This is a genomic window from Roseateles sp., assembly GCF_965262435.1.
Lineage (GTDB): Bacteria > Pseudomonadota > Gammaproteobacteria > Burkholderiales > Burkholderiaceae_C > Paucibacter_A.
Genome location: NZ_OZ253537.1, coordinates 1417299 through 1437039, shown reverse-complemented (window position 1 = coordinate 1437039; position 19741 = coordinate 1417299). Strand labels below are relative to the sequence as shown.

The 19741-nt window shown below is 66.0% G+C and carries 14 protein-coding genes; 9 read left to right on the top strand and 5 right to left on the bottom strand.

Annotation, left to right across the window (positions count from 1 at the left end):
• Positions 1 to 88 precede the first annotated feature (88 nt).
• Positions 89 to 2785: a DNA topoisomerase III gene (locus tag ACQY39_RS06190; protein ID WP_428504414.1), complete on the bottom strand. Its 2697-nt coding sequence runs from the start codon at positions 2783 to 2785 to the stop codon at positions 89 to 91.
• A gap of 144 nt (positions 2786 to 2929) precedes the next feature.
• Here ACQY39_RS06190 and ACQY39_RS06185 point away from each other — a divergent pair, with 144 nt between their 5' ends.
• From ACQY39_RS06185 to ACQY39_RS06175, 3 genes are read left to right on the top strand one after another with little or no spacing between them, the layout of a single operon-like run.
• Positions 2930 to 3439 carry an SET domain-containing protein gene (locus tag ACQY39_RS06185; RefSeq protein WP_428504412.1) on the top strand — a complete coding sequence of 170 codons (510 nt, stop codon included), beginning with the start codon at positions 2930 to 2932 and terminating at the stop codon, positions 3437 to 3439.
• Positions 3440 to 3469: 30 nt separating this feature from the next.
• Complete coding sequence (locus ACQY39_RS06180; protein ID WP_428504410.1) at positions 3470 to 4360, top strand: biotin--[acetyl-CoA-carboxylase] ligase; 891 nt, start codon at positions 3470 to 3472, stop codon at positions 4358 to 4360.
• 21 nt (positions 4361 to 4381) lie between these two features.
• On the top strand, positions 4382 to 5107 hold the full coding sequence (locus ACQY39_RS06175) for a hypothetical protein (protein WP_428504408.1): 726 nt from the start codon (positions 4382 to 4384) through the stop codon (positions 5105 to 5107).
• A 45-nt stretch (positions 5108 to 5152) separates the two neighbouring features.
• Here the strand turns inward: ACQY39_RS06175 and ACQY39_RS06170 are convergent, their stop codons facing one another.
• From ACQY39_RS06170 to tkt, 4 genes are all read right to left on the bottom strand, one after another.
• Positions 5153 to 7963: a S8 family peptidase gene (locus tag ACQY39_RS06170; RefSeq protein WP_428504406.1), complete on the bottom strand. Its 2811-nt coding sequence runs from the start codon at positions 7961 to 7963 to the stop codon at positions 5153 to 5155.
• A 238-nt stretch (positions 7964 to 8201) separates the two neighbouring features.
• Positions 8202 to 9200, bottom strand: coding sequence for a type I glyceraldehyde-3-phosphate dehydrogenase (gap, locus tag ACQY39_RS06165; protein WP_428504404.1), 999 nt, complete (start codon positions 9198 to 9200; stop codon positions 8202 to 8204).
• Positions 9201 to 9355: 155 nt separating this feature from the next.
• Positions 9356 to 10372 (bottom strand): hypothetical protein, encoded by a 1017-nt coding sequence (locus ACQY39_RS06160; protein ID WP_428504402.1) that lies wholly within the window; start codon positions 10370 to 10372, stop codon positions 9356 to 9358.
• 52 nt (positions 10373 to 10424) lie between these two features.
• Entirely contained in the window at positions 10425 to 12479 is a 2055-nt protein-coding gene (gene tkt, locus ACQY39_RS06155; protein ID WP_428504400.1) for a transketolase, read from the bottom strand.
• A gap of 188 nt (positions 12480 to 12667) precedes the next feature.
• Between tkt and ACQY39_RS06150 the strand changes: the two genes are divergently transcribed.
• The 6 genes from ACQY39_RS06150 to ACQY39_RS06125 all read left to right on the top strand — a co-directional run bounded on the left by ACQY39_RS06150 (position 12668) and on the right by ACQY39_RS06125 (position 19734).
• The gene (locus ACQY39_RS06150) at positions 12668 to 13261 is read left to right on the top strand and encodes a hemerythrin domain-containing protein (RefSeq protein WP_428504398.1); all 594 of its coding nucleotides are present in this window, start codon (positions 12668 to 12670) and stop codon (positions 13259 to 13261) included.
• 140 nt (positions 13262 to 13401) lie between these two features.
• Positions 13402 to 14553 (top strand): hypothetical protein, encoded by a 1152-nt coding sequence (locus ACQY39_RS06145; RefSeq protein ID WP_428504396.1) that lies wholly within the window; start codon positions 13402 to 13404, stop codon positions 14551 to 14553.
• Positions 14554 to 14566: 13 nt separating this feature from the next.
• Positions 14567 to 15004: a phosphate ABC transporter substrate-binding protein gene (locus ACQY39_RS06140; RefSeq protein WP_428504394.1), complete on the top strand. Its 438-nt coding sequence runs from the start codon at positions 14567 to 14569 to the stop codon at positions 15002 to 15004.
• A gap of 198 nt (positions 15005 to 15202) precedes the next feature.
• Positions 15203 to 16732, top strand: a complete 1530-nt coding sequence (locus ACQY39_RS06135; RefSeq protein WP_428504392.1) for an HD domain-containing phosphohydrolase — start codon at positions 15203 to 15205, stop codon at positions 16730 to 16732.
• Positions 16725 to 18917: an ATP-binding protein gene (locus tag ACQY39_RS06130; RefSeq protein WP_428504390.1), complete on the top strand. Its 2193-nt coding sequence runs from the start codon at positions 16725 to 16727 to the stop codon at positions 18915 to 18917. The genes ACQY39_RS06135 and ACQY39_RS06130 overlap by 8 nt, the downstream gene beginning before the upstream one ends.
• 100 nt (positions 18918 to 19017) lie before the next feature.
• Positions 19018 to 19734, top strand: a complete 717-nt coding sequence (locus tag ACQY39_RS06125) for a nucleotidyltransferase family protein (protein ID WP_428504388.1) — start codon at positions 19018 to 19020, stop codon at positions 19732 to 19734.
• Positions 19735 to 19741: the final 7 nt, after the last annotated feature.

Below are 19741 nucleotides of genomic sequence, written 5' to 3'. Positions count from 1 at the left end.
TCTGCGCATCAGCATAGCGCCTTTGCCCGGGCGTGCATGAGAGGGGCGGCCCCAGGACCGCACGCACGGGCGTCAGGACCAAGCCTGATCAGGCGCTCTTCTTGGCCACGGTCTTCTTGGCTGCGGCCTTCTTGGCCGGTGCTTTCTTGGCTGCCACTTTCTTGGCTGCGACCGTCTTGACGGGCGCGGCGGCCTCGCTGGCGGCCGGCTTGGCTGCGGCACGGACCGGTGCACCGGGCTTGGCCGCGCGCGGCTCGAACTCGAACATCACCTTGCCGGCCTTGGCATCAAAAGCCAGGAAGGCCTTGAACTTGCGCCGGGTCTTGTTAGAGACGAAGTTTTCCAGCAGCGCGGTCTTGCCCTCGCTGAGCAGCTTTTGCATCTGGCTGATCTCGATCGGCTGCTGCAAGATGATCTTGCCGCTCTTGAAATCGCAGGTGACGGTGGCGCCGACGGCATGCTCACAGACGTAGTTGCTGCCATGCTCGAAGACCCGGCCCTGGCACTTGGGGCAGGCGCCCAGCGAGGTCTGGGCGCTGAAGTCCACCGCCTCGCCATCGCCCTCGCCGTTCTTGCCGTCATCGCCGAAGTCGAACTCGAGCTTCCAGTTCTTGATCTCTTCGTCGAAGACCAGGGCCAACTCGGCCGTGAAGGGCCAGCCGGCTTTGGAGCGGAAGCCTTCCAGCGGGCCGATCTTCTTGTCGGCCAGGAACTGCTCCACCTCGTGCAACTCAAAGCTGCGGCCGCCGGGGATCTTGCCGATCGAGAAGCCACAGCCCTCCGACGCGCCATCCTTGCCGGTGCAGGTGAATCGGCGGTAGTTCTCCTTGACCACGCCGCTGCACTTCGGGCAGGGCGTCTTCAGGGTGGCGTAGTCACCGGGGATGGTGTCGCGGTCGTATTCCTTGGCTTTTTGCACCACGCGCTCGGTCATGGCGGCAATCTTGGCCATGAATTCGTCGCGGTTCAGGCGCCCCTTTTCCATCTCGGAGAGCTGGAACTCCCAGTCGCCGGTCAGCTCGGGCTTGGTCAGGTCCTTGATGTCCAGGCCGCGCAGCAGGGTCATCAGCTGGAAGGCCTTGGCGGTGGGGATCAGCTCGCGGCCGTCGCGCAGCATGTATTTCTCGGTCAGCAAGCCTTCGATGGTGGCGGCGCGGGTCGCTGGCGTGCCCAGGCCCTTTTCGGTCATGGCAGCGCGCAGCTCTTCGTCGTCGATCAGCTTGCCGGCGCCTTCCATGGCCGAGAGCAAGGTCGCTTCGGTGTAGCGGGCGGGCGGCTTGGTGGCCAGGCTCTTCACGTCGACCGACTCGGTGCGCACCACCTCGCCCGGGGCCACGGCCACCAGATTGGCGTCGTCCTCTTGCGCCTCCTTGCCGTACACAGCCAGCCAGCCCGGCTTGACCAGCACCTTGCCATTGGTCTGGAAGTTCAGTTCCTTACCCGCCGCCTTGACGGTGCTGATGCGGGTGGTGACCAGGAACTCGGCCGGCGGGAAGAACACCGCCAGGAAGCGCTTGACCACCAGGTCGTAGAGCTTGGCCTCGATGTCGGTCAGGCTCTTGGGCGCCTGCAGGGTCGGGATGATGGCGAAGTGATCCGAGACCTTGGAGTTGTCGAAGACTTTCTTGGTCGGCTTGATATAGCCCTCGTTGAGCGCCTTGCGGGCGTGGCCCGCCAGCTCACGCAGCGGGCCGGGTAGGTCCTCGCCGGCAATCATCTCAGCGGTCTGCTTGGCCACAGCCAAATAATCCTCGGGCAGGAAGCGCGAGTCGGTCCGGGGGTAGGTCAGCACCTTGTGCTTTTCGTACAGGGCCTGAGCCAGGGACAGCGTGGTCTTGGCCGAGAAGCCGAAGCGAGAGTTGGCCTCACGCTGCAAGGTGGTCAGGTCGTAAAGGCCACCGCAGCTGCTGGTGGTGGGCTTGCTCTCCTCGCGCACGCTGGCCGGCTGGCCCTGGGCGGCACTGGCAATCGCGTCGGCATCGGCGCGATTCCAGATGCGGTCGGCGCGCGATTCGGCGTCCTCGCCCTTCTTCCAGCTCGGATCGAACCACTTGCCTTCGTACTGGCCGGCCTGGGCATCGAAGGTGCCGCGCACCTCCCAGTAATCGCGCGCCACATGCTTGCGGATCTTTTCTTCGCGCTCCACCACGATGGAAAGGGTCGGCGTCTGCACCCGGCCCACGGTGGTCAGGAAGAAGCCGCCGTCACGCGAGTTGAAAGCCGTCATGGCGCGCGTGCCATTGATGCCCACCAGCCAGTCGGCCTCGGAGCGGCAGCGCGCGGCATCGGCCAGCGGCATCATCTGCGCGTCGCTCTTGAGTTTGTCGAAACCATCGCGGATCGCTTGCGGCGTCATCGACTGCAGCCACAGGCGCTCGACCGGCTTGGTGATGGCGGTCTTGGCCGTGCCGGCGTATTGCACGATCAGGCGGAAGATCAGCTCACCCTCGCGGCCCGCGTCACAGGCGTTGATCAGATGGGTCACATCCTTGCGGCGGATCAGCTTGACCAGGGCATTGAGGCGGCCCTTGACCTTGTCGATGGGGTTGAGGTCGAAGTGCGGCGGGATCACGGGCAGATTGGCGAAGCTCCACTTGCCGCGCTTGACGTCGAATTCCTCCGGTGCCTTGATCTCCACCAAGTGGCCGACCGCCGAGCTGACCACGAAGTCCTCGCTCTCGAAGTATTCATCGTGCTTGTCGAACTTCCCCGCCTTGGGGGTCAAGGCGCGGACGATGTCCTGCGCCACGGACGGCTTCTCGGCAATGATCAGTGTCTTGCTCATGATGGTGATGAAGTTCTCTACTCGTGTATTTCAACGCCGGCCGAAGCACCTGGCTCCGGCCTGCCTACAATCCGGCCTCGCGCACGCCCATGCACGTACATGCACGCGCGCACACCCATGAATTCAATGTAACCACAACTTCCGATGACGCAAGCCGCCCGCAAAAAGTCTGCCCCGGCCCCGGCCGAACTTGCCAAGCCCAGCAGCAAGGGTCGTCGCATCCAGGTCAGGAATTCGGGCGTCCATGGGCGCGGAGTCTATGCGCTGGCGCCGATCGCGGCCGGCGAGACCATCATCGAATACACCGGCGAGCTCATCAGTTGGGACGAGGCCATGGAGCGCCACCCTCATGATCCCAAGCAGCCCAACCACACGTTTTACTTCCACATCGAGGACGGTCGCGTCATCGACGCCCTCTACGGCGGCAACAGCTCGCGCTGGATCAACCACTCCTGCGAGCCCAATTGCGAGACCGACGAAAGCAATGGCCGGGTTTTCATCAAGGCCCTGCAAGACCTGTCTCCCGGTGAAGAGTTGTTTTACGACTACGGTTTGACCATCGACGAGCGCTACACGCCGAAGCTGAAGAAAGAGTTCGCCTGCTACTGCGGCAGCCCCTTCTGCCGTGGCACCATGTTGGCGCCCAAACGTTGAGTTATGTCGCTGAGTGATGTCCCGCCGCCCATGAACCCCACTGACAGCCCGCACCAAGACTGGCAAGCCGAAGCCCTCTGGCAAGCCCTGACCCCCTTGCTGCCCGGCATCAGCATTGAAGTGCTGGCCCGCACAGCGTCGACCAACAGCGCCTTGCTGGAGCGGGTGCGCCAGCAAGCCCAACAAGGCAGCGAAGCGCGCTATGGCCGGCGTGCCCACGACATGCTGCCCTGCCTGCTGGTGGCCGAGCACCAGACCCACGGCCGCGGCCGCCAGGGCCGGGCCTGGCTGTCCAGCCCCGGCGCCTCGCTGACCTTCTCTCTGGGCCTGCCCATGGAGCTGAGCGACTGGTCGGGTCTGTCCCTGGCCATCGGTTGCGCCATCGCCGACGCACTCGAACCCGCCGCGGCTCTGGGCGGGCAAGCACTTCCGCGCCTGCAGCTGAAGTGGCCCAATGACCTCTGGCTCGATGGCCGCAAACTCGGCGGCATCCTGATCGAAACCGTGCCAGCCGGCGCACAGCGCATGGCCATCATCGGCGTGGGCCTGAACATCCACAGCCTGGCCGCGGCCGAAGACAGCCACGGCAGCACGGCCTTCAACACCGGCTTTGCGGCGCTCGAAGAGCTGGACCCCAGCCTAGCCGCACCGGCCGTGCTGGCCCGCATCGCCCCGGCCATGGCGCGCTGTCTGGTCGATTTTCCGCACGGCGGCTTTGCCGGCTGGCTGACGGCCTACGCGCGGCGCGACCTGACCCTGGGCCAGGCCGTCAGCGCCGGCAGCCTCGAAGGGACGTCGCGCGGCGTGAGCGCCGACGGCAGCCTGCTGCTGGAAACCGCCCAAGGTCTGCAGAGCGTCAGCGCCGGCGAAGTCAGCCTGCGCCTATCCAACCCCTCCTCCCCGTCAACCCTTTCGACCTGAAGCCACAAGCCTGCCCACACCATGCTGCGCGCCCTGCTCGCCCTCTTGCTGATCCTGAACGCCTTGTTCTTCTCCTGGACGCGCGGCTGGCTGGACGGCGTGGTCGGCATCAGGGCCACCGGCGACCGCGAGCCGCAGCGCCTGGCGGCGCAGCAGACGCCCGAACGCATCGAGCTGCTCAGCGCGCAGGCAGCCAAGGCCTTGCAGCAGCGCGCCTGCGTCGAACTGGGCCCGCTGGAGGGCGATGCCGCCCTGCTGGCCGCACAGAACGTGCTGGCCGGCGCCGGCGTGCCGGCCAGCGAATGGCAGGCTCTGCACAATGAACAAGCCGGCGTCTGGGCGGTGACCACGACCCGCTTCGCCAACAAGGAATTGCAGACACGCAAGGAAGACGTGCTGAAGAAGGCGAAGATCGGCTACGAGCCGCTGAGCGGCGTGCCGGCCGAAATGCCAGCCCTGCTGCTGAGCCGCCATGCCAGCGAAAAGGCTGCCGCCCTGCAAATGGAGCGCCTGGGGCAGCGCAGCATCAAGGCCTTGCAGGTCCTTCAGTTGCAAGCGCCATTGAAGCGCCACAGCCTGGTTTTCGCCCAGGCCGACGGCGCACGCCGGGCCCAGCTGCGCAGCCTGAAGAGCCCGGCGCTGGCGGCCGGCTTCAAGAACTGCAATGCGGCCGCCCTGGCTGCGGTCACCTCCGCTTCGGCTGCATCGGCCACCACGGCTGCCCCTGCATCCAGCGGCGGCCGTTGAGCTGAGCCAGGCCCTGCGGCCGAGCTCAGTCGCGCTGCGCCATCGTCAGCGACGGCGCTGCGGGCCGGCCCGCAAGGCCCAGGCAGCCAGTGCCAGCAGACCCAACCAAGCCCCACTGAAGGCGCCGCCACCACCGCCCGAGTTGCTGCTCGGGGTCGGCGTGCTGACGACCGGCGCGGCGGCCACCGCGAAGCTCTGGCTGACCGGCGCAGCGGCAGCGAAGCTGCTGTTGCCGGCCTGGCTGGCCGTCAGTGTGCAGGTGCCCGCCGCCAACAGCGACAGGCTGTTGCCCGTGACGCTGCAGACCGACGTGCTGCCGGAGCTGTAGCTGACGGGCAAGCCGGAACTGGCCGTGGCCGCTAAAGCTGGTGCGGCCGTGCCCAGAGTTTGGTTGGCGATGGCGGGGAAGCTGAGGGTCTGCGGTGCCAGCGCCACATTGAAGCTGCGCGCCACATCGGCGGCGGCCTGGTAGCTGCTGTTACCGGCTTGCTTGGCCAGGACCGTGCAAACGCCTGAACTGAGCAGACTCAGGGCCGAGCCGCTGACCGAGCAGACGGCGGGCGTGCTGCTCTCGAAGCTGACCGCCAAGCTCGAACTGGCCGTGGCACTGAGCGCCGGCGGCGCCGTGCCCATCTGTTGGTCGGCCAGCGCCGGGAAGCTCAGGGTCTGGGCGGCCGGCCCGACCGTGAAGCTGCGGCTGATCGAAGGCGCGGCGGCAAACGCCACGTTGCCGGGCTGGCTGGCCAGCACAGTGCAGCTGCCGCCGGCCAGCAAGCTCAAGCTGCTGCCGCTGACCGTGCACACGGCCGGCGTGCTGCTGCTGAAACTGACCGCCAGGCCGGAGCTGGCCGTGGCCAGCAGCGAGACAGGAGGTTGACCGAACACCAGGCCGGTCGGGGCCGTGAAGCTGATCGTCTGCGCCGCGCTGCCGACCGCCATGACACTGATGCTGCGCGTCAGGCTGTGGACCGTGCCGAGATCATCGGTCAGCTGCACCGTCACGCTGAAGCTGCCGGCGCCACTGGGGGTCAAGGTCACCGTCTGCGTGCTGGTGCCCGAGCTGAAGCCGCTGACGATGCCGCCGCCGGAGCTCAAGGTCCAGGCGGCGCTGGCGATGCTGCGGCCGCTGCCGAGCGTGCTGCTGCTGGCGCTCAGGCTGAGCACCTGGCCGGCCACCGGTGTGGCCGGACTGCTGCTGATCTGCAGCGCCGCGCCGTTGGCAGCACGCGCCGCGGCCACCGCTGCGCCGGCGTCCAGCATGCCGGCACCGCAGGTGCTGGTCGTGCAATAACACTCATCCTGGGCGGTGGCCGTGGGCGCGGTGCACTGGGGAATTCCGGCTGTACCGCCGCTGCTGGCAAAGGGCCGCGCGGTGCTGCGCAAGGTGCTCAGCACCTCGGCTGGCGTCATGCTCGGCCGCACCGACAGCATCAGGGCCACCGTGCCGGCCACCACCGGGGTCGAGAAGCTGGTGCCCACCGAAGCGCCGTTGTTGGTGTAGGACGAGTCCCCGACCACCGGCGTGGTCGTGCCGCTGTTGGTGGTGCTGAACATGGGGTAGAGGCAGGCACCGCTGAGGTTGACGCAGTTGCCACCCGGCGCAGCGATCCCGACCTCGGGGCCGATGCTGGAAAAGCCCACCTTGCTGCCGACATGGCGCAGGCCGGTGACCGTGATCACGCCGGGGCAGTTGCCGGGCAGGCCGACGGCCAGGCCCTCGCTGTTACCGGCTGCGACCACGATGCTGGCACCGCGCGCCGTGACTTGGCTGATGGCGTCGCGGTAGAGCTGGCCGGTCCCGGACGTGCCACAGGCGCCGCTGCCGCCCAGGCTCATATTCAGGACTTTGGCCGGATTGGGGTTGCTGGGCAGGCCAGGCACGGCCACGCCGGCAGCCCATTGCATGCCGGCAATGATGTTGGAGTCATAGCCGCCGCATTTGCCCAGCACCCGCACCGGCAGGATCTTCACGCCCCAGGCCACGCCGGCCATGCCCGCGCCGTTGTTGGCGGCTGCGGCAATCAGGCCGGCGACGCGCGTGCCATGCCAGGAGCTGTTGCCGATGTCGCTGGCATCGCAACCGCTGCCCAGGGTGCCGGCATTGATGTCGGCCTGGCTGACCCAGTCGCCCGGGTCGGAGGCGTCGGCATCGGCGCCATCACCGTCATTGGCGGTGGCCGTGGTCTGGGCGCTGGAGGAGTTGAAGCCCACCATGTCGTAGCCACCGACGATCTGCCCGGCCAGCTCGGGGTGGTCCTTGCGGATGCCGGTGTCGAGCACAGCAACGACGATGCTGCTGTGGCCGGTGTTGATGTCCCAAGCCGCTGGCGCATTGATGCTGGACACCGCCTCGCCGGGCACCGTGCTCGGCGTCTTTAGATACCACTGGCCGACGCTGGGGCCGCTGGGCAGGGCGGTGCTGTAAAACGGGTCGTTGGGCACGCGGGTATGGCGACGGCGCTGGTCCACCACCGCCAGCTCGACTTCCGAATCCAGCGCCAGTTGCTGGGCCAGCGCGGCGGAGCTGATGCCGCTGGCAACGATGACATGGGTGCGTTCATCCAGGCTGCGCAGGGCTCGCAAACCCTGGCGGGTGCGCGAATTGAGGCCGCTGCGCAGGCCCAGACCGGTGGCCCGGGTCTGTGCCACATCCTGGGCCGCTGCGCGGCTCATGGAGACCGACAGGGCCTTGGCGCGCACGCTGGCGGCGGCCGGCTTGAAGCGCACGATCACGCGCGCCTGGGCTTCGTTGTTGCTGCTGCTGCTGGAGGCTGGCGCCACGCTTTGCGCCGGCGCGCTGGGCGCCCAGGTGCCGGCCAGCAAGATCAGGCTCAGGCCGAGCGTTGAGAGTTTCATCAAGGGCAAGCTCCAAGGCCGGGGAAGTCAAATGAAGAACGCGGGCGACCGCCAGTTTAGGGCGGGCGGCGCGGGGCGATCGTAAAGAATAGATTCCTGCAGCCCCGCTTGTCGACACATCGGAAAGCGGCAGCCCGCGCGCCGATCGGGCGCAAAAAAAGGGCCTTGCTGTTGGCAAGGCCCTTTCTGCTGTGCAGTGGAGCCCGCAGCGAAGCTGCAGCCCCTCTCGCTCGCTTGATTACTTGGCGATCACGCGCACCATCTCGAGCACCTTGTTCGAGTAGCCCCACTCGTTGTCGTACCAAGCCACCAGCTTGACGAAGGTGCTGTCCAGGGCGATACCTGCGTCGGCGTCGAAGATGGAGGTGCGGGCATCACCGCGGAAGTCGGTCGCCACGACCTTCTCTTCCGTGTAACCCAGCACGCCCTTCAATGCGCCTTCCGACTGGGCCTTGAACTCGGCGCAGATGTCCTTGTACGAGGCTTCGCTGTTCAGCTCCACGGTCAGGTCAACCACCGACACGTCGGAGGTCGGCACGCGGAAGCTCATGCCGGTCAGCTTCTTGTTCAGCTCCGGAATCACCACGCCCACGGCCTTGGCAGCGCCCGTGCTCGAAGGAATGATGTTTTCCAAGATGCCGCGGCCGCCGCGCCAGTCTTTGTTGGACGGGCCGTCGACGGTCTTCTGCGTCGCGGTGGCCGCGTGCACGGTGGTCATCAGGCCGCGCTTGATGCCCCACTTGTCGTTCAGCACCTTGGCCAGGGGAGCCAGGCAGTTGGTGGTGCAAGACGCGTTGGAGATGATGGCCTGACCGGCGTAGGTGTTGTGGTTCACACCGAACACGAACATCGGGGTGTCGTCCTTGGACGGTGCCGAGAACACCACCTTCTTGGCGCCAGCGGCCAGGTGCTTCTCGCCCGAGGCCTTGTCCAGGAACAGGCCGGTGGCTTCGACAACGATGTCGGCGCCGACTTCGTTCCACTTCAGGTTCGCAGGGTCACGCTCTTGGGTCAGGCGGATGGCACGGCCGTTGACGACCAGGGTGTTGCCCTCGACCGAGACTTCACCGTCGAACTTGCCGTGCACGCTGTCGTACTTGAGCATGTAGGCGAGGTAATCAGGCTCGAGCAGGTCGTTGATGCCGACCACTTCAATTTCCTTGAAGTTGGCGATGGCAGCGCGGAACACCATGCGGCCGATGCGGCCGAAGCCGTTGATACCGATCTTGATCGTCATGAGAGGTAACTCCTGTTCAGGTGGGAGAGGATAGAAACAAAACGGAAACGGAGGCGCGGCCGCAGCCGGAGATCAGGATTCCCCGAGAGTAGCTGGATGGCGAACTCTCAGGGCATGCAAATGGGTCGACCATCGCCAGGCTCATGCGCCGAGCCTCAACCCGCCGCGGCCACAGGCTTCAGATTCAAGCTGCCGCACGGCACCTGAATCTGCACCGTCTGACCGAACAGCTCGTTGGCCTGCTTGTCGTTGGCAAAAGCAATCTGCCGCTCCGACAGCCACTTCAAGAAGCTGATGCGGTTCGGGTCTTTCTTGTCGGAGCGGACCTCATTGGGCAGGCTCGACCCATAAATCGTGTAATCGACTTTGAACGGGCAGCCCATGGTTGCGAAATCGAATTCCGCCTGCAATTGCCGGACACCGGCCGTCAGGCCGAGGAACTCAGCCAGACCAAAGACTTCGCGCTTCAAGACATAGCGTCGCTCGCCCGCAGGACTGAAACTGAACTGTTGATGCATGGATTGCGGCGGCTCGGCGCCGCTACGGCAGGGCATGCGGTACTGGGCCAGGCGCTCGCGCACCATGGTTTCGACACTCCTGGAGGCTGTGGAATGGCTCAGCGTCACCTCGGGAGCCTGCTGACCATCACCGGAGAAACTGGCCACGGCCACGACATGCTCGACGTGGCGACTACCGAGGAAGGACTGCGGCACTTCGATGGGCTCGCGTGGCATGACGATGCAGAACTCCTGCTTACTATCAGCCTCCACCGGCAGTGGTTCACGGTCGGAGTTCTTGAAGCTGAACTCCTGCACGGCCTTGACCGTTCCTTCGCTTGCCGAAAGGCAGGGCAGGCGATAGCCCTCGAGATAGCGAAAGGTTCGTTCCTGCATCTCTGGCGCGGCCGTGCTCACCAGCACCTCAATGCGCGGTGGCGCGTCGGCCTTGCTGAAGTGCAGCTGCACCCGCATGAATCCCTCGGTGCGATTCAGCTCATGTTGGTGCGGATAGACCGGCAGCTTCTCCTGGCGGACCAGGCACTTCAGCGACTGCGCTGCGGACGGCGGTGTCACGTCTTTGGTCTGTGCATGCGCAGCGATCCCAGGCCCGCCGAGCAGGCCCAAGATCACCACCATGCGCCCAAACCCCAAATTCTTCGATGGGTGGTTCAAGCGCTCCTCCTGTGTTGTGGTGGTGAAGAAAGGCCGTGAGATTAACCGAATCTCAGCGCTTCTTGCCCTTGAGCTTGGCCACACCCAGCGCCACCTTGACCGTGTCGGCCACGTTCTCGGCGGTGAAGCCGAAGTGCTTGAACAGCACCGGGGCCGGGGCCGATTCGCCGTAGGTGTCGATGCCGACGACGGCGGCGCAGCCGTACTTCCACCAGCCGTCGGTCACGCCCATTTCCACGGCGATGCGCGGCAGGCCATCCGGCAGCACGGACTTCTTGTAGGCCAGGTCCTGGCGGTCGAAGACACTGGTCGAGGGCATGGAGACCACGCGCACGCCGATGCCGTCCAGGGCCAGGATTTCCTGGGCGCGCATGGCCAGCTGCACTTCCGAGCCGGTGGCGATGATGACAGCACGGGCCTTCTTGCTCTTGATGCCGACGGTGGCCGGCTCGGCCAGCACATAGCCGCCCTTGGCGATGTCATCGACCGCGGTCTTGGGCGCATAGGGCAGGTTCTGGCGCGACAGGGCCAGCACGCTGGGGCGCTGGGCGTTGCCGATGGCCATGGTCCAGGCGACCACGGTTTCGGTGGTGTCGGCCGGGCGCCAGACGTCCAGGCCCGGGATCAGGCGCAGCGAAGCGACATGCTCGATCGACTGGTGGGTCGGGCCGTCTTCGCCCAGGCCGATGGAGTCATGGGTGAACACGTGGATGACGCGCTGCTTCATCAGCGCGGCCATGCGGATGGCGTTGCGGCTGTAGTCGCTGAAGGTCAGGAAGGTGCCACCGTAGGGGATGTAGCCGCCATGCAGGGCCACGCCGTTCATGATGGCGGCCATGCCGAACTCGCGCACGCCGTAGTTGATGTGACGGCCGCCGTTGCTGCTGCCATCGGCCTCGACGCGGAAGGCCGGGGTCGACTTGGTGTTGGTCAGGTTGGAGCCGGTCAGGTCGGCCGAGCCGCCCAGCAGCTCCGGCAAGGCGGCAGTGAAGGCTTCCAGCGCCAGCTGGCTGGCCTTGCGGCTGGCCACAGTTTCGGCCTTGCCGTGCGCCGCGACGACGGCGTCGACGGCGGTCTGGGCGAAGTTGGCAGGCAACACGCCGGCCATGCGGCGCTGGAACTCAGCGGCCAGCTCGGGGTGGGCGGTGGCGTAGGCGTCGAAACGCTCATCCCAGCTGCTTTCCAGCGCGGCGCCGGCGGCCTTGGCGTCCCAGTCGGCGTACACCTCTTGCGGGATCACGAAGGGCTCATGCGCCCAACCCAGCTGCTCGCGGGTCAGCTTGATTTCGTCGTTACCCAGCGGCTCGCCGTGGGCCTTGGCGGTGTTGGCGCGGTTCGGCGAACCCTTGCCGATGTGAGTCTTGGCGATCACCAGGGTCGGCTTGACGCTGCTCTTCTTGGCTTCGGCAATGGCGGCATCGACGGCGTCGACATCATGGCCATCCACCGGGCCGACCACGTTCCAGCCATAGGCTTCGAAACGCTGGGCCGTGTTGTCGGCGAACCAGGGGGCGACCTGGCCGTCGATGGAGATGCCGTTGTCGTCGTAGATGGCGATCAGCTTGTTCAGCTTCCAGGCGCCAGCCAGCGAAGCGGCTTCGTGGCTGATGCCTTCCATCAGGCAGCCGTCACCCAGGAACACATAGGTGTGGTGGTCGACGATCTGGTGCTCGTCGATATTGAATTCCTTGGCCAGCATCTTCTCGGCCAGGGCCAGACCGACGGCATTGGTGATGCCCTGACCCAGCGGGCCGGTGGTCGTTTCCACGCCCGGGGTGATGCCCACTTCCGGGTGGCCCGGGGTCTTGCTGTGCAGCTGGCGGAAGGCCTTGAGCTCTTCGATCGGCAGCGCGTAGCCCGACAGATGCAGCAGGGCGTAGATCAGCATGGAGCCGTGGCCGTTGGACAGCACGAAGCGGTCGCGGTTGGCCCATTGCGGGTTGGTCGGGTTGTGACGCAGATGGCGGCTCCACAGAGCGACGGCGATGTCAGCCATGCCCATGGGTGCACCCGGGTGGCCCGAGTTGGCTTGCTGCACGGCGTCCATGGCCAGTGCGCGAATGGCGTTGGCCATCAAGGTGGGGTTGCGAGCAGCGGTAGTTGCCATGTGCGTGCGGAAGTGAAGTTGCGGGGTAATCCCGGATTTTACTTGGACGCTGCGCTTCGGCCGCCACGGACTGGCTTGCGGCCCCGACAAAGACCTGAGCCGGGCTTGATCCAACGCAAATCCAAGGCTCTGGAATCTGCCAGCCTAGCGCCTGCGCGGCCCCTCGCCCAGCCGCAGCAGGAGCCCCCATGAAGCCGAACAGCCCGCTGACCCTTCAGGTGATTCGCGAGGAGCACCGAGCCCTGGCCGCCATGCTGCGCTCGGTGCCTTTGCTTCTGGCCGAGCTGCGCCGGCGCGAGGCCCGGCCGGACTTCGCCGCCTTGCGCGCCATGCTTTTCTACCTGGACGAGTTCCCCGAGCGCCTTCACCACCCCAAGGAGAGCGAGCTGCTCTTCCCCAAGCTGCGCGCCAGGGCGCCCGAGATCCGCAGCGTGCTGGACCGGCTGGACGAAGACCACCAGCGCGGCGAGCGCGCCATCCGCGACCTGGAACATGCCTTGCTCGGCTTCGAGCTCATGGGCGAGAGCCGGCGCGCCGCTTTCGAGCAGCTGGCCGAACGCTATGTCCACGGCTATCTGCAACACATGCAGATCGAAGAGGCGCAGGTCCTGCCGCTGGCGCTGCAGATGTTTGCGCCCGAAGACTGGGCTGAGCTCGACGAAGCCTTTGCGCGCAACCGAGACCCGCTAGTCGGCCATGCCGTGGACGAACCCTACCGGGCGCTGTTCCAGACGGTGCTGAATGCCCTGCCGGCCCCGCTTGGCCTGGGGCCGGCCTTGTAATCCTGCCGCCGCGCGCGCACAGCGCACAACTGGGCGATATACAACGGTCTGTTCCGTCGCAAGCCAACAGGTTCAAACGCCGATAAATGGAGCAGGCATCTCAAAGCGATGGTGCTGTTGATCCATTGGAAGGACCCAAGATGCGAAAGAACGACGCACGACCATCACTCACCCACGTCAGCCGCATCGCCCTGGCCGCCGGCGCGCTGTGCGCCAGCGGTCTGAGCCAGGCGGTTGATTTCAGTTACTCCGGCTTCGGCAACATCACGGCCGGCAAGGTCATCAGTGCCGGCGGCATTGACATCGGCTACCCGGACAGCACGCAGTGGAACTGCCCCTGCCTGATCGCCGACTTCTCGCACGGTTCGGTCTACGAGCAGAAATGGTCGCTGGCGCCCGAATCGCGCGTCGGCATTCAGGGCAACTGGACCTTCACACCCGATCTGTCCTTCACCGCCCAGGGCGTCGCACGCCATGCGGCGCAGAAGGCCAGGGCCGACCTGGAATGGGCCTACCTGTCCTACAACCTGACACCGCAGCTGACCGTGCAGCTGGGCCGCAAGCGGCTGCCGCTGTTCTTCTACTCCGACTACCAGGACGTCAGCTATGCCTACAGCTGGGTGCGGGTGCCGCCCGATGTCTACGGCTGGGCCGTCGTCAACTACAACGGTGCCAACCTGACCTATCGCGGTGATGTCGCAGGCTGGGCGGTCAAGTCCACAGCCTACGCTGGCAGCGAGCACACCAAGAAGAACCCGATCGCCAAGCTGGAAACAGCCTCGCCCTCGGACATCAACTGGGACCAGATGTGGGGTGTGGACCTGGAGATCAACCGCGACTGGTTCACCGCCCGCCTGGCTCTGAACAAGTCCAAGCAGCAGCAATTCCGTGATGGCGTGCAGACCTCGCCCAACCCGGCGAACGGCACGCATTCGCCGCAGACCTTTGCCGCCCTGTCCTTCGTCATCGACAAAGACAACTGGCTGCTGCGCAGCGAGATTTCCTACATCGACCGCTCGCCGGCTCGCGGCAGCTACCGCGGCCGCATGTTTGGTGCCGGCTACCGCATCGACAAGTTCACGCCCATGATCACGGTCAGCCAGCTGAAGGCCTACAACTCGGCCTTCACCACCTTGGCCGAGAAAGACGCCATGACCAGCCTGAGCCTGCGCTACGACTTGACCGACACCAGCTCGATCAAGGCGCAGTACGACCGCAGCCGCTGGGACCTGCTGGACGGCACCGATGTCCGTCGCAAGCTGGTGACCGTGTCCTATGACTTTGTCTTCTGAACGGGGGCAAGCCATGAAGAACACACAACAAGCTAAGCAAGGCTTCGCAAGCAACCTGCTCGCCGGCCTCACAGCCCTGGCCATGGCCGGCGTCGCACAGGCGGACACCGCCGTCATCGTTCACCCGAGCAATGCCACGGCGCTCGATGACGAGCAGATCAGCAAGATCTTCCTCGGCCAGACCAAGACCTTCCCCGGCGGCGGCGAGGCCGTGCCGGTGGACCAGAAGGAAGGCGCCACGCGCGAGGACTTCGGCAACAAGGTGTTGAAGAAGAACCCATCCCAGCTCAAGGCCTTGTGGGCGCGCCAGATCTTCACCGGCGGCGCCAAGCCGCCGCGCGAGTTGGGCGGTGACGACGAGGTGCTCAAGTTCGTCGCCAGCACGCCCGGCGCTATCGGCTATGTCGATGCCGGCAAGGCCAACTCCAGCGTCAAGGTCGTCAAACGCTGAGCTCGGGCGCAGCCGGCCTTTGCGCGGGCTGCGCGGCCGGCGCCCGCCCTGGGCGCTGCGCCTGAATTACGCATATTTCACGTTTTTATCATTTGAAAATGTGCGGTCGCTTGGATTCAAGCGCAAGCTCTGGCCATGTACTGCCCCAATCCCCAGCCCGGCGCTCGCCGAGGGGCCGCGGGGCTGAGAGGGGCAGCCATGAATGACGAGGTAGCAAGCCCGCCCACCATCCTGCTGGTGGACGACGAGCCGTCCATCCTGAGCGCCTTGCGGCGCTTGCTGCGGCCTCAGGGTTACAAGATCTTGATGGCCGAAGGCGGCGCCGCCGGCCTGGCCTTGATGGCGCTGGAACCGGTGGACCTGGTGGTCTCCGACATGCGCATGCCCGAGATGGACGGCGTGCAGTTTCTGGAGCAGGTGCGCGAAGGCTGGCCGGGGACGGTTCGCATCCTGCTGACCGGCTACGCAGACATCAGCTCCACCATCGCGGCCATCAACCGCGGCGCCATCCACCGCTACATCTCCAAGCCCTGGGACGACAACGACATCCTGCTGGCCATTGGCGACGGCCTGCAAAGGCACAAGCTGGAGCAGGAGAACCAGCGTCTGGCCCAGCTGACCCAGGTCCAGAACGAGCAGCTGCAAGACATGAATATGCAGCTGCAGGACAGCAATGCCCAGCTGCACAGCGTCAATGATCAGCTCCAGGACGCCAACGGCCAGCTGGCCTCGGTCAACCAGGAGCTGCAAGACAGCAATGGCCAGCTCGGCCGCGCCAACGAACAGCTGGCCGGCGTCAATGAAGAGCTGGAGAAGCGCGTGCAGGAGCGCACGCAAGAGCTCCAGCAGACGCACGACGAGCTCAGCCGCTCCCATGCCGAGATGGCTCTGGCCCACGAAAAGCTGCAACAAGCCCATCTGCAGCTGGAAGAAAACTTCGCCCTGTCCATCAGCGTCTTCGCTGGTTTGCTGGAGCTGCGCGACGGCAGCGTCAGCGGCCACGGCCGCCGCGTCGCCACCCTGGCCGGCCGCATCGCTGAAGCCTTGAACCTGGGGCCGGCCGAAGTGCTGGACATCCACAACGCCGGCCTGCTGCACGAGGTGGGCAAGATCGGCCTGCCGGACGAGCTGCTGCGCAAGACCGTGTCGCTGATGAGCGGCCGCGAATTTGAGCTCTACAAACGCCACCCGCTGCAAGCCCAGGCCGCGCTGATGCCCTTGGCCCGCCTGCACCAAAGCGCCTTGCTGATCCGCTCGCAACACGAGCGGGTGGACGGCAAGGGCTTCCCGGACGGCCTGACCGGCCTGGAAGTGCCCCTGGGTTCGCAGATCATCAACATCGCCAGCACCTTCGAATCCCTGATTGCCGGGCGCCTGGCCGAGAAGGTGTTTTCCACCGTCGACGCTTGCAAAGCCATCCATGAGAACGGGGCGCAGCACTACGACCCGGAGGTGCTGGCCGCCTTCGATACGGTGCAGGCCGCGCTCGCCCTGGAAAGCGCGGCCGACCAGGAACTGAGCGCATCTGAGCTGCGCGGCGGCATGGTGCTGGCCCGCGATCTGCTCAGCCCACATGGCAGCTTGCTGCTGCCGGCCGGCCATGTCTTCAGCAGCGCCTTGATCAAGCAGGTGCAATTGATGGACCAGCGCGAGCGCCTGAGCCTGAGCTTCTTCATCAAGAAGCCGCAGGATCCGCGCCAGGCGGCCAAGAAAGCTCAACATGCTTGAGTTCGACACCCCCCCGCGGGCGCCCGGCGGCCTGGCCCTGGCCTTGCAAGCCGCCATGGGTGGCGCCACCGAGCTGCCGCCGCCGCCCGACATCCTCGATCCAAGCTGCAGCGCCGCTTTGCAAGCGGTCAGCGCGCCCTTGCTGGTGCACGACGGCGCTCACATCGTCTTTGCCAACGCCGCCCTGCAACGCCTGTTCGGCTACAGCCTGGCCGAACTCTGCTTGGTGCCGCACTACGCCTGGGCCAGCGAAGCCAGCATGGAGTCGGTCCGGGCCTATGGCGCCCGCTGCCTGGAACTTCAGCAAGACCTGCCGGCGCTCGAATGCGAGGCGCTGACGGCCAACGGCTCGGTGCGGCATCTCGAAATCAACGCCAGCCGCATTGCCGGCCCGCAAGGCCCCTTGGCCCTGATCACCTGCACCGACCTCAGCGATATGCGCCATGTGCAGAACAGCCTGTTCGAAGTCGGCCGCGTCATGCACCAGATCCTGGACAACAACCCGGTGGCCACCTTTGTGCTCGACGCGACGCACCAGGTCACCCACTGGAATGCCGCCTGCGTGCAGCTGACCGGCATCGAGGCCGCGACCATGGTGGGCAGCCAGACGCCATGGCGCGCCTTTGTGCAGGAGCCGCGGGCGCTGCTGGTCGACCTGATCGTTGATGGCCGCACCGCCGACGAAGGCCCGAGGCTGTATGGCGACACCATCCGCCCCTCGCCCCTGATTCCCGGCGCCTTCGAAATGGAGGACTTCTTCCCGCAGTTCGGCGAGCACGGCCGCTGGATCTTTTGCACCGCCGCGCCGCTCTACGACACCCAAGGCAAGATCGTCGGCGCCATCGAGACCATGATGGACGTGAGCCGCCGCCACGCCGCCGAGGACGAACTCAGGCGCCACCGACAGGAGCTGGAAACTCTGGTGGCCGCCCGCAGTGCCGAGCTGCTGCGCAGCCACAAGGAGCTCGATGCCTTTCTGGAGAACGCCTCGGTCGGCATTCTCTGCACCAGCAAGCGCCAGATCCTGCGCAGCAACCGCAAGTTCGCGCAGATGTTCGAGCTCGAAGGCATGAGCAATGCCGAGATGGCCCAGGCGCATTTCCTGGGCAATGCCGCGGCCTACCAAGAGCTGCGCGCCATCGCCGTGCCGACCCTGAGCGCTGGCCAATCGCTGACCCACGAGATGGAGTTGCGCACCCTCAGCGGCCAGGCTTTGTGGATCCAGCTGATCGCCTACGCCGGCAGCCCGGAGGACCCGGAGACCGGCGTCTGGTGGCTGCTGCAGGACCGCAGCGAGGTCATGCGCGCGCAGCGCGAGCTGGTCAACAACTACCGCCAGATCCAGCAAGCCAATTCCCGGCTCGAGGATGCGCAGAACCAGCTGCTGCAGTCAGAGAAGATGGCCTCGATCGGCCAGCTGGCGGCCGGCGTCGCCCATGAAATCAACAACCCGGTTGGCTTTGTCGCCTCCAATCTGGGCACCCTGCGCCGCTATGTGGAGTCCTTGCTGCAGCTCAACGGCCTGTTCGAATGCGTGGACCTGCAAGCCCAGCCGGCCGATTTGCGCGAGCAGATCGCGCGCCTGCGCCAGGACGCCGACTTCGAGTTCATCCACGAAGACCTGCCCCAGCTCTTGCGCGAAAGCGACGAAGGCCTGGTGCGGGTCAAGAAGATCGTGCAGGACCTCAAGGATTTCTCACGCGTCGACCACGCCGACTGGCAGGAGGCCGACCTCAACCAGGGCCTGGAATCCACCCTCAATGTGGTCTGGCACGAGATCAAATACAAGGTCGAGGTCGAGCGCGACTATGGCCAGCTGCCGCCGGTGCGCTGCCTGGCGGCCCAGCTCAACCAGGTCTTCCTGAACCTGATCGTCAATGCCGCCCACGCCATGCCCGAGCGCGGCCGCCTCAAACTCAGCAGTACCGCCACCGAGGGCTGGGTCTGCGTCAGCGTGCGCGACAACGGCAGCGGCATGAGCCCCGAGGTGCTGCGCCGCATCTTCGACCCCTTCTACACCACCAAGCCGGTCGGCCAGGGCACGGGCCTGGGCCTGTCGCTGTCCTTCTCCATCGTCAAAAAACATGGTGGGCGCATCGAAGTGGAATCCGAGCTGGGCGTGGGCAGCTGCTTCAAGGTGTGGATACCGGTGCAGGGGCCGAGTGAGGGGGGCGGGGGGAGCTGAGGTGGGCGGGGTCAGCACACAAGGAACCCGCTTGAACAGTGGATGCCCGAGCTGCCTGCTTCGCAGTCAGATCCGGCACACCAAGCCATAAGATGTCCCCATGCGAGCCATCATCCTCGCGGCCGGGCGCGGTGAGCGCATGCGGCCGCTGACCGACACCACCCCCAAACCGCTGCTCCTGGTCCAGGGCAAACCGCTGATCGTCTGGCATATCGAAGCCTTGGCGGCCGGCGGCGTGCGGGACATCGTCATCAACACGGCATGGCTCAGCGAGCAGTTCCCGGCCACCTTGGGCGACGGCAGCCGCTATGGCGTGCGCCTGCATTTCAGCGATGAATCGCGCGAGCCCGGCGGCGCGCTCGAGACGGCAGGCGGCATTCGCAAGGCCCTGCCCTTGCTGCGCGCCGGCGGGGCAGAAAGCTTCTGGGTCGCATCGGCCGATGTCTTCGTGCCGGGCTTTCGATTCGACGCCGAAGCGGCGGCGCGCTTCGCCGCCGACCCGCAGCTAGACGGCCGCCTGTGGATGGTGGCCAACAGCCCCCACCACCCGAGCGGTGACTTCGCCATCGACGCGCAAGGCCTGGCCCTGAGCGAGCGGCACGGCGCGGCGCCGGACCAGCCGCGTTTGACTTGGTCCTGCCTGGGCCTCTTCAAGGCACGCCTGTTCGACGCCCTGCCCCTGGGCCAGGCCGTGCGTCTGCGCCATTGCCTGGAAGACGCCATCAGCCGCCGCGCCCTGGCAGCCGACGAGTACCGGGGCGTCTGGACCGATGTGGGCACGCCCGAGCGCCTGGCTCGGCTGAACCAGAACCCCTGAGCGCCGC